Source organism: Proteus sp. STS61-E, assembly GCF_040932335.1.
Taxonomy (GTDB): Bacteria; Pseudomonadota; Gammaproteobacteria; order Enterobacterales; family Enterobacteriaceae; genus Proteus; species Proteus mirabilis_B.
In genome coordinates this window covers 439,944-454,030 of sequence record NZ_JBFQGE010000004.1, presented here as the reverse complement: position 1 = coordinate 454,030, position 14,087 = coordinate 439,944, and the positions used below count along the sequence as shown (strand labels likewise).

General features: G+C 39.6%; 12 protein-coding genes, 1 tRNA gene and 1 rRNA gene. 12 read left to right on the top strand and 2 right to left on the bottom strand.

Annotated elements, in window-relative coordinates:
• From rrf to AB4J89_RS12330, 6 genes are all read left to right on the top strand, one after another.
• Positions 1–106 (top strand): 5S ribosomal RNA (gene rrf, locus AB4J89_RS12355); the annotation flags it as partial.
• 50 nt (positions 107–156) lie between these two features.
• Positions 157–233 (top strand) — tRNA-Asp (locus tag AB4J89_RS12350).
• 217 nt (positions 234–450) lie between these two features.
• Positions 451–1,236, top strand: a complete 786-nt coding sequence (locus tag AB4J89_RS12345; RefSeq protein ID WP_102949462.1) for an endonuclease/exonuclease/phosphatase family protein — start codon at positions 451–453, stop codon at positions 1,234–1,236.
• Between the two features lie 184 nt (positions 1,237–1,420).
• Positions 1,421–2,614: an NAD(P)/FAD-dependent oxidoreductase gene (locus tag AB4J89_RS12340; protein WP_102949463.1), complete on the top strand. Its 1,194-nt coding sequence runs from the start codon at positions 1,421–1,423 to the stop codon at positions 2,612–2,614.
• A gap of 11 nt (positions 2,615–2,625) precedes the next feature.
• Positions 2,626–3,024, top strand: coding sequence for a hypothetical protein (locus AB4J89_RS12335; RefSeq protein WP_088494717.1), 399 nt, complete (start codon positions 2,626–2,628; stop codon positions 3,022–3,024).
• A gap of 19 nt (positions 3,025–3,043) precedes the next feature.
• Complete coding sequence (locus AB4J89_RS12330) at positions 3,044–4,225, top strand: methionine gamma-lyase (RefSeq protein WP_311755826.1); 1,182 nt, start codon at positions 3,044–3,046, stop codon at positions 4,223–4,225.
• Positions 4,226–4,311: 86 nt separating this feature from the next.
• Here the strand turns inward: AB4J89_RS12330 and AB4J89_RS12325 are convergent, their stop codons facing one another.
• Positions 4,312–5,679, bottom strand: a complete 1,368-nt coding sequence (locus AB4J89_RS12325; protein ID WP_088494719.1) for an amino acid permease — start codon at positions 5,677–5,679, stop codon at positions 4,312–4,314.
• Positions 5,680–5,845: 166 nt separating this feature from the next.
• Here AB4J89_RS12325 and queE point away from each other — a divergent pair, with 166 nt between their 5' ends.
• On the top strand, positions 5,846–6,517 hold the full coding sequence (queE, locus tag AB4J89_RS12320) for a 7-carboxy-7-deazaguanine synthase QueE (RefSeq protein WP_088494720.1): 672 nt from the start codon (positions 5,846–5,848) through the stop codon (positions 6,515–6,517).
• Between the two features lie 79 nt (positions 6,518–6,596).
• Here queE and queD read toward each other — a convergent pair whose 3' ends face one another.
• On the bottom strand, positions 6,597–6,962 hold the full coding sequence (queD, locus tag AB4J89_RS12315) for a 6-carboxytetrahydropterin synthase QueD (RefSeq protein WP_088494721.1): 366 nt from the start codon (positions 6,960–6,962) through the stop codon (positions 6,597–6,599).
• A gap of 298 nt (positions 6,963–7,260) precedes the next feature.
• On the opposite strand from queD, the gene cysJ reads away from it, so the two are divergent.
• The 5 genes from cysJ (at position 7,261) to cysD (ending at position 14,082) form a co-directional block, all read left to right on the top strand.
• A complete protein-coding gene (gene cysJ, locus AB4J89_RS12310) occupies positions 7,261–9,072 on the top strand; it encodes an NADPH-dependent assimilatory sulfite reductase flavoprotein subunit (RefSeq protein ID WP_368469418.1) in 1,812 nt (603 codons plus the stop codon).
• Positions 9,073–10,803 carry an assimilatory sulfite reductase (NADPH) hemoprotein subunit gene (cysI, locus tag AB4J89_RS12305; protein ID WP_088494723.1) on the top strand — a complete coding sequence of 577 codons (1,731 nt, stop codon included), beginning with the start codon at positions 9,073–9,075 and terminating at the stop codon, positions 10,801–10,803.
• Complete coding sequence (locus tag AB4J89_RS12300) at positions 10,800–11,531, top strand: phosphoadenylyl-sulfate reductase (RefSeq protein WP_088494724.1); 732 nt, start codon at positions 10,800–10,802, stop codon at positions 11,529–11,531. The genes cysI and AB4J89_RS12300 overlap by 4 nt, the downstream gene beginning before the upstream one ends.
• A 206-nt stretch (positions 11,532–11,737) precedes the next feature.
• Complete coding sequence (gene cysG / locus AB4J89_RS12295) at positions 11,738–13,162, top strand: siroheme synthase CysG (RefSeq protein WP_088494725.1); 1,425 nt, start codon at positions 11,738–11,740, stop codon at positions 13,160–13,162.
• Positions 13,163–13,173: 11 nt separating this feature from the next.
• Complete coding sequence (gene cysD / locus AB4J89_RS12290; RefSeq protein WP_088494726.1) at positions 13,174–14,082, top strand: sulfate adenylyltransferase subunit CysD; 909 nt, start codon at positions 13,174–13,176, stop codon at positions 14,080–14,082.
• The last annotated feature ends 5 nt before the right edge of the window (positions 14,083–14,087 follow it).

Sequence of the window (14,087 nt, the reverse complement as noted above, 5' to 3'; positions counted from 1 at the left end):
ATAGCGCAGCGGACCCACCTGAATCCATGCCGAACTCAGAAGTGAAACGTTGTAGCGCCGATGGTAGTGTGGGGTCTCCCCATGTGAGAGTAGGGAACTGCCAGGCATTAATTAAAGCATTAGTGTTAAATAACATTAATTGCGCAAAGAATACGCGGAGCGGTAGTTCAGTTGGTTAGAATACCTGCCTGTCACGCAGGGGGTCGCGGGTTCGAGTCCCGTCCGTTCCGCCAACATTAAGAAACCTAAGTCTAACGACTTAGGTTTTTTTTTGCTTAAAATTTAGAATAAACTACAAATTAATTAGAAATTTTTAAGTAATCATAACTATTATGCATAAAAATAATTACTTTTGTTGATTATAGTATCCTTTTAAAGGGTGAGAGCGAAGCTTGCCTTTGGTATACTTCAGTTATAGCAAGATATCTTGCTGTTTATCTGAGGTTGCTAATGGCGAAAAAACCGACTTATTCAGTGCGTTTTGTGGCAGGTCAACCTGTTGAAAGGATTGAGCCTAGCCCGCCTTTAAGTGAACGAAAGGATACACTACCTATCGGAATGCCTCTTTACACTGAAGGCACTCTAAAAATTGCGGTTTGGAATATCTATAAACAGCAACGACTCAATTGGCGTAATATGTTGGAAACGCTTTCAACAGATACGCATTTGCTTTTGTTACAAGAAGCGCAAACAACACCAGAGCTTGTCCGTTTTGCTGGCACTCATCATTTAATTGCAGATCAAGTTCCTGCCTTGGCTTTTCAACAACACCCCGCAGGTGTGATGACATTATCAAGTTCTCATCCTATCTATTGTTGTCCTCTCAGAGAAAAAGAGCCTTTTTTAAGATTACCCAAATCCGCATTAATTACGGTATATCCGCTCATTACGGGTGATCATTTAATGGTCATTAATGTACATGCAATTAATTTTAGTTTTGGTGTTGATGTTTATCAGCGTCAATTAAGTAATTTATCTGTTCACATCACGCATCATAAAGGACCCGTTATTTTAGCGGGTGATTTTAATGCGTGGAGTCGCCCAAGAGTCAATGTATTAAAACGTTTTGCGAGAACGTTAAGACTTAAAGAAGTTATTTTTGATAACGATTGGCGAACAAAAGCCTTTGGTAAGCCTTTGGATTATATTTTTTATCGAGGATTATCGCTAAATAATGCAGAAGTACTGATCACTGATGCCTCAGATCATCATCCTTTAATAGCAACATTTTATTAATGAGTGATTATAATATTAGCTAATATTCAAGCGTTAATATTAAAATTAAATATGATTATATCACTTATAAATTAGATATATTATTTATAAGTAATTTATCTATCTATTTAATCTATTTGTTATATTAATACCTTTTACTATACTTTTTTTGTTCTATCTAATATCACTAGATATAGGAAATAAAATGCCAACAAAAAATATAGTTATTATTGGCGGTGGTACCGGCGGAACTATTCTTGCTAATATCCTTGCTAAAAAATTAAATGACGAAATATTTTCAAATAAAATTAAAATAACGCTTATTTCAGATAATCCTAATCACTATTATAAACCTGCATTTATGTATATTGCATTCAATCTTTTTTTAAAAGAAGAGCTGATGCGATCAGAAAGAAGCTTATTAAGACCTGAAATCGAATTTATTATTGATAAAGCAGAACGTTTTGACTTTAATAATAAAGTTATTTATTGCGAGTCTAATAAAAAATACAATTATGACTTTTTAGTATTAGCAACAGGTTGTGTTCCTAGTCCTCATAGAATTGAAGGCTTAAAAGAAGCGGGAAATCATTTCTACCAATATGAAGCCGCTAGAACACTTGCTGATAAATTAGCTAAAATTGAAAAAGGTCGTGTATTTATTACTGTTAGTTTTCCTGAAACACCTAATGTACCTCATCAATGTGGTATTGCCCCTATGGAGACAACATTGATGCTGGATGAACTTCTTCGCCAGCGTCGAGTGAGAAATAATATTGAGATTGTTTATACCTATCCAACAGTTGCTCAACTTTTAAGAAACTGCCTGTTTATGCAACAAGAGGTTTGTGAAGTTCTTCCTGCGGTATTCTCTGAACGAGATATTAAAGCGAAGCGAGGCTTTACATTGAGTCATGTTGATCCTGATAAGAAAATCGCTTACTCAAAAGAAGGCGAAGCTGAGCCGTTTGATATCCTGATGAGCACTCCACCTATCACTGCGGTTGAGGCGATCCGTAACACAGGTTTAAGTGAACATAATAATGGTGAAGGCTGGTTACCTACTGATCCTGAAACATTGCAAGTTTATGGGTTAAATCAAGTGTATGTTCTTGGCGATACGGTTGATTTGCCAATTAGTAAAGCCGGTGGTAGTTGTCATAACCAAGCGGGGGTGATTGCAAATAATATCTGTGGTGAGCTTCGCTATGGTTATCCTGCTGCGATTTATGATGGTCGAGTGCAAGCTGTCGCACAAATGGGATTATCAGCAGGTATGCCATTACAGTATGACTATAAACATGACGTAATTCCTACGCCACCAACAAAGCTGGGTGGGCTATTGCGTAATAGTTATAACCGAGGCTTATATTGGGCAACCGTTAGAGGATTATTATAGGGGATACAATAATGAGTGAGAATAATTTAAGCCCAGCAGATATTCAACTATTATCTGATGAAGATAAATTACATCTTCAACATTTATTAGAAAAAGCAAGACCATTATTGGCATTAAAGCGGTTTGATAATATCGTCGATTTATTATCTTTAATATCAGATTCAATAGATATTATGGATAATGCAACAGTTGAAAAACTTTCTGTTGCATTTGAAGAAACATTAATTCCAGTTTGGGAATTAAGTGCTGCTTATAATATGGCAAAGAAAGAATCTATTTATCAAGATAAAAAATATACATTAGGTTCAACTTTTGCATTATTAAAAAATCCTGATACCCTTAAAGGGATCTCAATTATTCTAAGAACAGTTCAAATTATCGGGAGAAATAACCAACGAATAGAAAGTTAATTAATATTTAGGATATATAATGACGCAAAGTAATGAACATTTTAATACTCAAGCAATACATTATGGTTATTCTCCGTTAGATTCTCAGGGGGCATTAGTGCCTCCTGTTTTTCAAACATCTACTTTTGTTTTTCCAACGGCACAATATGGTGCTGATTGTTTTGCCGGAAAACAAAAAGGGCATTTTTATTCTCGGATCTCAAACCCTACATTAGAGTTATTAGAAAAACGTTTAGCTCAATTAGAAAATGGTGAAGGTGCTGTTGTTTTTTCATCTGGTATAGGCGCAATTACTTCTAGTTGTTGGTCATTGCTTAAACCTGGTGATGAACTTATTGCAGATATGACACTTTATGGCTGTACTTTTACGTTTTTCAATCATGGGCTCGCTAAATTCGGCATTAAAATAAAGCATGTTGATTTAACTAACCTCGAAAAATTAAAAGAAGCGATCACAGAGAAAACAAAACTCATTTTCTTTGAGACTCCAGCTAATCCCAATATGCGAGTGAGTGATATCACAAAAATATCAGAAATTGCACATCAGCATAGTATTTTAGTAATGGTAGATAGCACTTATTGCTCGCCTTATTTACAGCAACCTTTGGGGCTTGGTGCTGATATTGTTGTGCATTCTATGACTAAATATTTATCGGGTCATGGTGATGTAACAGCAGGTGCAATTATTACTACGCACGCCCTAGCAGATAAAATACGAGCTGAAGGTTTAAAGGATATGACTGGTGCTTGTCTGTCTCCTCATGATGCCTCGTTAATTTTACGAGGCATAAAAACGTTAGGCATAAGAATGGAACAGATCTGCCAAAATGCGCAGCGTATTGCACAATATCTTGAAGATAATCCTAAAGTCGAAACTATTTATTATCCTGGGCTAGCTTCATTTCCTCAATACGAACTTGCTAAGCGTCAAATGCGTTTAGCTGGAGGTATGATCGCCATTGAATTAAAGGGAGGAATAAAAGAAGGTCGAGAGTTTTTGAATCGCTTAAATCTCTTTAGCCGAGCGGTGAGTTTAGGAGATTGTGAGTCTTTAGCTCAACATCCCGCCACAATGACCCATGCTACTTATAGTGCAGAAGAACGACAAAGGCATGGTATTAGTGATGGTTTGATTCGATTATCAATTGGTCTTGAAGATGTGAATGATTTAATTGCTGATTTAAAACAAGCGCTGGCTTAGTGAAGATCGCATAATAAAGAAAAAGGCTGTGAATTAATCCACAGCCTTTATTGTTTAACTCAGAATTGTTGACTCAGAAATGTGATTTATTTCTGGTTCATTCTTGGTTTGATACCCACATAGTAGCCGATAGTTAAAATAGCTACCCATACCATACCGACTACTAATGCCATTCTGGTTGACTCAAAATAGCCTAAAATTGCAATAACAAACGCCATAAAGACGATAGTCAGTGCTGGAGCAACAGGCCATAGTGGTACTGGGAATTTCAGTGTTTTCACTTCATCTGCGCTCATCTTACGACGCATCGCAACTTGAGAAAGTAAAATCATTAACCACACCCAAACTGTTGCAAATGTCGCAATAGAGGCGATTAAAACGAAGATTTGCTCTGGGATAAGGTAGTTAAGTACTACGCCCAGCAGCAAGACGACAGACATTACTAGCACAGTCATCCAAGGCACACCATTGCGAGTGAGCTTCATAAAGGATTTTGGTGCTTGTCCTTCTTGAGCCATGCCATACATCATACGACCAGCACCAAAGATATCACTGTTAATCGCAGAAATTGCGGCTGTGATAACCACGAGGTTTAAGATATTTGCCGCTGAATTGATCCCTAGATTTGAGAAAATCTGTACAAATGGGCTACCGTTATGGCCGATTTGTTGCCAAGGAAAAATGCACATTAGAATAAAAATCGTCAGTACATAGAACAATAAGATACGAAACGGTACGGCATTGATAGCTTTAGGAATGGTTTTTTCAGGATCTTTAGCTTCACTGGCAGTAATACCAATTACTTCAATCCCACCAAAGGCAAACATGACAATGGCGAGCGAGGCGATAACCCCTTCAATACCATTTGGCATAAAGCCACCAAACTCCCATAAGTTAGAGATACCAATAGGGTGTTCAGTTTGTTGACCAAAGCCATACATCATAATGACAACACCACCAATTATCATGGCGATAATTGCAGTGACTTTAACAATAGAAAGCCAAAATTCCATTTCACCAAATATCTTCACATGGCAAAGGTTTAAGGCACCAATAAAGCAAACTATCCCTAATACCCATATCCATTGATCAACATCTGGGAACCAGAGTTTCATATAGAAACCAAATGCCGTGACGTCAGCTAAACAGACAATCAGCATTTCAAAAACGTAGTTCCAGCCCGTTAAGAAGCCGGCTAAAGGCCCCATATAATGGCTTGCATATTGTGAAAAAGAGCCCGCAACAGGATGATGAACTGCCATTTCACCTAATGCACGCATAACCATAAATACTGCTGCACCACCAATAAGGTAAGCAAGCAATACCGCTGGGCCCGCTTTCTCAATGGCAGCCGCAGAGCCATAAAATAAACCTGTACCGATTGCAGAGCCTAGCGCCATGAAACGAATGTGCCGCCCTGATAATCCTCGTGAAAGTTGATTCTCTTTTTGCATCTAAAGTATTCCCATCTCTGTCCAACAGAGGAATGCTATCCTCTTTTTCAGTGTCTTCTCGCACGTTAGCTATTCAAAACAAACCATGTACCTTATCATAAAGCCTCTTACGGTGAGATAGTTATCTGTAATAATCATCAGCATTCATTGGATATCAGAGTTTCTTATGCAATACCCCATTAATGAAGTGTTTCAAACCTTACAGGGTGAAGGTGTTTTTACTGGCGTTCCTGCGCTTTTTGTTCGATTACAAGGTTGTCCTGTAGGTTGTAGTTGGTGTGATACCAAGCATACTTGGGAAAAAGAAGACGAAAAAAAAGTTCCTCTTGGTGATATTCCTATTAAAACGCAAGAAAGCGATGCTTGGGGAGAAGCCAGCGTTGCTCAGATTTTATCACTTTTCCAACAACAAGGTTATAGTGCAAAACACGTGGTTATCACAGGAGGCGAGCCTTGCTTATATGATTTACGTCCTTTAACAGAAGGGCTAGAGCAAGCAGGTTTTGCCTGTCAGATAGAAACCAGTGGCACTCACGATATATTATGTAGTGAGAAGACATGGGTGACACTTTCTCCAAAAGTGGGCATGAAGGGGGGCTTTACGGTATTAACCAGCGCAATCAATCGTGCTAATGAGATAAAACACCCAGTTGGACGTGAAAAAGATATTGAAGCACTGGATGCCTTACTGACATTACGCTCAGAGCACCCTGCACCTGTTGTTGCTTTACAACCTATTAGCTGTAAAGAGAGTGCGACAGCACTATGTATTAAAACCTGCATAGCGCGTAATTGGCGTTTCTCAATGCAAACGCATAAATATTTAAATATTGCGTGACCGTGTTTTTAATATAAAAAAATCAGCCAATAAAGGCTGATTTTCTTTTAGGTGATAACGGGTTAATGTTAAAACCGATTTATTCACCGCGATAAATACATCCTGCTGTACACGTCTCTTTCACCATCACCGCAGATAATAATGGCAATGACGGTTTTACTTGTTGCCAAATCCATTTTGCCAGCACTTCGCTGGTCGGATTTTCTAGACCTTCAATTTCATTAAGATAGTAGTGATCTAAACGCTCAAGAGTAGGTTTAAATGCGGCTTTCACATCAGCAAAATCAATAAGCCAACCTGAATGTGCATCAACTTCACCTGTTAGCTCTAATCTAACAAGAAAGGAGTGCCCATGAAGACGTCCACATTTGTGGCCTTCAGGAACATGTGGCAAATGGTGAGCGGCTTCAAACTGAAAATCTTTAAAGATGGTGGTTGTCATCAAAACTCTCTTGACTTAATTAGTAAAAAAAAGACACAAATAGTACGAAGTGTACCAGTGTAGCCGATTTAGCGTATCACGCCTAATCTCCCTTAATCTTAATGGCTTATTATGTTCCTTTTTGCTTATTGATTATATTGGTAAAGGAAACCGATAAATAAATTTAGCATTTAAGGTTATTAGATAGAGCCAACAGGTCTTTAATTCACCTTCTAGTCGTGGGATACCCTCTCAATATTAGAAATATTATCAAAGAACAATAAAGCACAGATAAGTGCTTCGCTTTTTTAAGGCAGGATAAATGAGCAATCAACCTCCATTATTATCAATGCTTCCATTAACACCGGAGCAATTGAATAAATTACAGGACGCAACAAAAGATCTCTCAACAGCGCAAATTGCGTGGTTATCTGGCTATTTGTGGGGGCAGCTTAATCCTTCTGTTGTATCCGCATCGACAGCGATTACTCCAGTACATGTACCAGAGCAGGAAACCATTACATTGATTTCTGCTTCTCAAACGGGTAATGCGCGTCATCTTGCCGAACAGTTACGAGATAATCTGGTTGCTCACAAATTGAATGTAGAACTATATTCCGCAGGTGAATATAAGTTTAAGCAGATCCATAAAACAACAACCTTGATCATCATTGCATCTACGCAAGGAGAAGGTGATCCTCCTGAAGAAGCAATCGCTTTTTATAAATATCTGAACTCTAAAAAAGCGGCTGAAATGAAAGAAACGTCTTATGCAGTATTGAGCTTAGGTGATACTTCCTATGAACATTTCTGTAAGGCAGGAAAAGACTTTGATGAGCGAATTGCACAACTGGGCGCAACACGTTTATTACCAAGAGTTGATGCTGATGTTGAATATCAAGCCGTTGCGGATGAATGGATAAAACAGCTTACAGAGATCTTAAAAGCAAGAGTTCCGACACAAAGCACGCAGACCTTACAACAAACACAATCAGGTACGACGGATACAATTGAGTCATCTATTTATCATCGAGATGCCCCTTTTACTGCCACATTACTGACTAATCAAAAAATTACAGGCAGAAATTCAGATAGAGACATTCGCCATATTGAAATCAGCCTTGAAGATTCTGATTTGCAATATCAACCCGGTGATGCACTGGGGGTTTGGTTTAATAACTCGCCTGAAAAAGTTGATGAACTGATTGCTTTGTTGTGGCTAAAGGGTAATGAGCCTGTCACGTTAAAATCTCAAACATTCACATTAAAAGAAGCGTTACTGCATCATTGTGAGCTAACTCAAAATAGCGCACCTATCGTAAAAGCCTATGCCCAATTGACGCGGCATGAAGATCTATTGTCATTAGTGGCTGATAAAACCATGCTTCAGCAATATGCAGACAAACACCCTATTAATGAGATGGTACGCCAATATTGTGCTCAACCTACTGCACAAGATTTTGTTGATATTTTACGTCCACTGACTCCTCGCCTTTACTCTATTGCATCGTCACAACAAGAAGTCGAAGACGAAGTACACCTTACTTTAGGGGTTGTACGTTACGACGTTAACTCTCGAGCTTATACCGGTGGAGCCTCTGGTTTTTTAGCAGATAGCTTAAAAGAAGGCGATAGCATCAATGTTTTTATCGAAAAAAATGCGCATTTTCGCCTACCTGAAGATAACACTGCACCCGTCATTATGATTGGTCCAGGTACAGGTATCGCACCTTTTCGAGGTTTTATGCAACAGCGCGACAATGACGCTGCAACAGGTAAAAACTGGTTATTTTTTGGTAATCCTCATTTTGTAGAAGATTTTCTCTATCAAGTGGAATGGCAACGTTATGTCAAAAGCGGTCTGTTAACTCATATCGATTTAGCATGGTCACGAGATCAAGCACATAAAATTTATGTACAAGATAAATTACGCGAACGTGGTAGTGAGATTTGGCAATGGTTACAGCAAGGTGCTTATCTTTATGTCTGTGGCGATGCGTCACGAATGGCAAAAGATGTTGAACAGGCGTTGTTAGATATTGTGATGGAGTATGGCAATAAAAATATTGAAGAAGCAGATGAATACTTAAGTGAGCTACGCCTAGAACGGCGTTATCAGAGGGATGTCTATTAAATGAAATTACACACTCAAGCGCCCTTAGTGGTTGAAGGGAAACTGGCTGATAGTGAACGCATGAAAAAAGAGAGTCACTTTTTACGCGGCACTATTACAGAAGACTTACAAAATGGTTTAACGGGTGGTTTTGAAGGCGATAACTTTCTATTGATCCGCTTTCATGGCATGTATCAACAAGATGACAGAGATATTCGTGCTGAACGTGCGGAGCAAATGTTAGAACCTCGTCATGCAATGATGTTACGTTGCCGTTTACCCGGGGGCATTATTTCGCCTAAACAGTGGCTTAGCATTGATAAGTTTGCGACTGAAAATACGCTTTATGGCAGTATTCGTATTACTAATCGTCAAACATTTCAATTTCATGGCATTTTAAAAGGCAATGTAAAACCCGCACATCAAATGCTGGTGGCAACAGGTCTTGATGCTTTAGCGACAGCGAACGATGTTAACCGTAATGTGTTATGTACTTCAAACCCAGTGCAATCTTCATTACACCAAGAAGCGTATGAGTGGGCGAAAAAAATATCAGAACATTTGTTACCTCGTACTCATGCTTATGCGGAAATTTGGTTAGATAAAGAGAAAGTAGCAACAACAGATGAAGAGCCTATTTTAGGAGAAACCTATTTACCGCGGAAATTTAAAACCACGGTGGTGATCCCACCTCACAATGATGTTGATCTTCATGCTAATGATATGAATTTTATTGCGATTGCTGAAAATGGGCATTTAGTTGGTTTTAACGTGCTTGTGGGGGGCGGTCTTGCAATGACGCATGGCGATAAAAATACCTTTCCCCGCTTAGCCAGTGAGTTTGGTTATATCCCTATTGAGAATACATTGGCAATTGCAGAAGCCATTGTGACGACTCAGCGTGATTGGGGAAATCGAACTGAACGTAAAAATGCAAAAACAAAATACACACTAGAACGAGTTGGTGTAGAGACATTTAAACAAGAGGTTGAACGCCGTTCTGGAGTAATTTTTGAGGCTATTCGACCTTATGAATTTACCCATCGAGGCGATCAAATCGGTTGGTTAAAAGGTGTTGATGATAAATGGCACCTTACTTTATTTATTGAAAGTGGGCGGTTGATTGATACGCCTGATGCTCCATTAAAAACGGGCGTGGCGGAAATTGCCAAAATCCATCAGGGTGATTTCCGACTGACTGCCAATCAAAATTTGATTGTGGCAGGTGTACCAGAAAGTGAAAAAGCCAATATTGAAGCGATTGCTCGTCGATACGGTTTGATTAATAGTGAAGTTACAGCACTGCGTGAACATGCGATGGCGTGTGTTTCTTTCCCTACATGTCCATTGGCAATGGCAGAAGCTGAGCGCTTTTTGCCTTCATTCACCGATACCCTTGATAGTTTGATGACAAAACATGGTGTGAGTGACGAGCATATTGTTGTACGTGTAACGGGATGCCCGAATGGTTGTGGTCGCGCCATGTTGGCAGAAGTTGGGCTGGTGGGTAAAGCCCCTGATCGCTACAACTTGCATTTAGGGGGCAATCGCATTGGGACACGTATTCCTAGAATGTATCGTGAAAATATTACTTCGCAAGAAATCATTGCAATACTCGATCCACTGATTGGCGAATGGGCGATTTCTCGTCATAACAATGAAGGGTTCGGTGATTTTCTTATCCGCACTAATATTGTTAAACCTGTACTGAATTCAGCGATTGATTTTTATGAAGTGCAGGAGGCGGTATGAGTCTATTTCAGCTTGCTTCGCTAAAACAGTTACCTGTTGAAGAGCAAACACATGCTTTGAGTGAGATTAATCAACAGTTAGAGCAATTAAGCGCCGTTGAACGTGTTACTTGGGCTTTAGAACATTTGCCTAAAGCCTATGTATTAAGCTCTAGTTTTGGTATTCAAGCTGCGGTATGTCTACATTTAATCACTCGACAATATCCTGATATTCCTGTGATTTTGACCGATACAGGTTATTTATTTCCTGAAACCTATCAATTTATTGATACGCTGACTGAGCAGTTACAACTTAACTTGAAAGTCTATCGAGCTGAAATATCTTCATCTTGGCAAGAAGCGCGCTATGGCAAACTTTGGTTAGAAGGCATTGACGGTATTGAACGTTATAACCAGATAAACAAAGTAGAGCCGATGGAGAGGGCATTAAAAACATTGCAGGCTCAAACATGGTTTGCAGGTCTTCGCCGACAACAAGCTAAAAGCCGCGAACATTTGCCAGTGCTTTCAATCGCAAAAGGGATCTTTAAGTTTTTACCTATCGTTGATTGGGATAATAAGCAGGTCTATCAATATCTTAAAGAAAACGGCTTACCTTATCACCCTTTATGGGAGCAAGGTTATCTCTCTGTGGGAGATACTCATACAACTCGAAAATGGGAAGAGGGTATGAGTGAAGAAGAAACACGATTTTTCGGCTTAAAACGTGAGTGTGGATTACACGAATAACGCCATTATCTACCAATAAATAATTGGGGGAATAGAGTTTATCTATTGCCCTTTTTGTCTTTTCTAAAATAAATAACTAATTGAAAATACTTTGTTTTCTCTTATTCCTTTCTGTTCCATCACATAGCTTTTTGTCATTTCATAACCTCTAAAGCACCTTTTATAGTCATTAGTTATAAAGTGAACAACGAAGGTGAAATGCGCGTATGGATTACCTACCCTTATTTGTGGAATTAAAAGAACGCCCAGTGTTATTGGTTGGTGGTGGTCATGTTGCTGCGCGTAAAGCTTTGCTGTTGTTAAGAGCAGGCGCTCGCTTAAGAGTGATTGCACCTCAGTTATGTGATGAATTACACCTTGCTTATCAGCAAGATAAAATTGAATGGGTATCAGCAAAATATCAATCTGAACATCTATTAGGAATGATGCTTGTGATTGTAGCCACTGATGACAGTGTGCTTAATCAGCAAGTTTATCTTGATGCACAAGCACGGCATATTTTTGTCAATGTGGTGGATTCACAACCTCAATGCTCATTTATTTTTCCGGCAATTATCGATAGAAACCCCATTTTGATTGCCATTTCATCGGCGGGAAAAGCACCCGTTTTGGTGCGTATGATCCGCGAGAAATTAGAAGCCTTATTGCCAAGCTCTTTAGGCGCAATGGCGACAATAGCCGGAAAATGGCGCAATAAAGTGAAACAGCACTTAGAGACTTTTCAAGCTCGTTGTCGTTTTTGGGAGCAAGCCTTCAGTGGTAAATTTGCTTCTTTAGTGGCAAGCGATCAATTAGCACAAGCAGAAGCTTTGCTCGAACAACAATTGAAACAACAAGAGTGCCAACAAGGAGAACTTGCATTAGTTGGGGCTGGTCCCGGTGATGCAGGGTTATTAACACTGCGCGGTTTACAGGTTATTCAACAAGCTGAAGTTGTGCTCTACGACAGTTTAGTGAGTCCAGAGGTTTTAGAACTTGTTCGCCGTGATGCTGACACTATTTGCGTAGGTAAAAGAGCCGGACACCATAGTGTTTCTCAAGAAGAAACCAATGCACTGATCGTGAAATATGCGCAACTTGGCAAACGCGTTGTTCGATTAAAAGGGGGCGATCCCTTTATTTTTGGACGAGGTGGTGAAGAAATTGAAGTTGCTATTGCGCATGGGATCTCTTTTCAAGTAGTACCGGGGATCACGGCTGCAAGCGGAGCGAGTGCCTATGCGGGTATCCCATTAACCCATCGACAATATGCTCAAAGTGTCACCTTTATGACAGGGCATTGTAAAGCAGATGGGATCGAACCGGATTGGGCATCGTTAGCGCAAGCTAATCACACTCTCGCTATTTATATGGGGACAGCAAAAGCAGAGCTTATTAGCCAGCGTTTAATCAAACTCGGACGGTCTCCATTAACGCCTATCGCCGTGATTAGTTGTGGCACTCGTTGTGATCAGCAAGTCCTCACGGGAAATCTAACACAATTAGCGCAGTTAGCTGAAAAAGCACCGACTCCCACTTTATTAATTGTGGGGGAAGTCGCTGCACTACATCACCAACTTGCGTGGTTTGGTGACAGGCATGCTTATCAATCCTTACCGTCACTCCATTCACCTTTAGTTCATTTTGCCTAAATGAGGTTGTTATGAATGAAACACAGTTAACTCATCTTCAGCAATTAGAAGCAGAAAGTATTTATATTCTGCGCGAAGTTGTCGCTGAATTTGAAAATCCCGTCATGCTTTATTCAATAGGCAAAGATTCCTCGGTGATGTTGCATTTAGCGCGCAAGGCGTTTTATCCCGCGAAATTACCTTTTCCTTTATTGCATGTTGATACAGGCTGGAAATTTCGAGAAATGTATGAATTTCGAGATAAAACGGCTAAAGAATATGGCTTTGATCTTAAAGTTTATCGAAATCCACAAGGTGTAGAGCTTGGAATTAATCCGTTTATTCATGGTAGTGCAAAACACACCGATATCATGAAAACAGAAGGGCTAAAGCAAGCCTTAGATAAATATGGTTTTGATGCGGCATTTGGTGGTGCGCGCCGCGATGAAGAAAAATCACGAGCCAAAGAGCGTATCTATTCGTTTAGAGATAGAAAGCATCGCTGGGAGCCGAAAAACCAGCGCCCCGAATTATGGAGAAACTATAACGGACAGATTAATAAAGGCGAAAGTATTCGTGTATTTCCGTTATCTAATTGGACAGAACTCGATATTTGGCAATATATCTATTTAGAAAATATCGACATTGTTCCGCTCTATTTTGCAAAAAATAGACCTGTTATTGAGCGTGATGGCACCTTAATTATGGTTGATGACGACAGAATTGATCTAAAACCGGGTGAAGTTATCGCACAGCAACAAGTGAGATTTAGAACGTTGGGATGCTGGCCATTAACGGGAGCGATCCCTTCTCAAGCAGAAACACTCCCTGCCATTATTGAAGAAATGCTGATTTCCACCAGCAGTGAACGACAAGGGCGTTTAATTGACAGTGATCAGTCGGCATCAATGGAACTGAAAAAACGCCAAGGTTATTTTTAATCGGA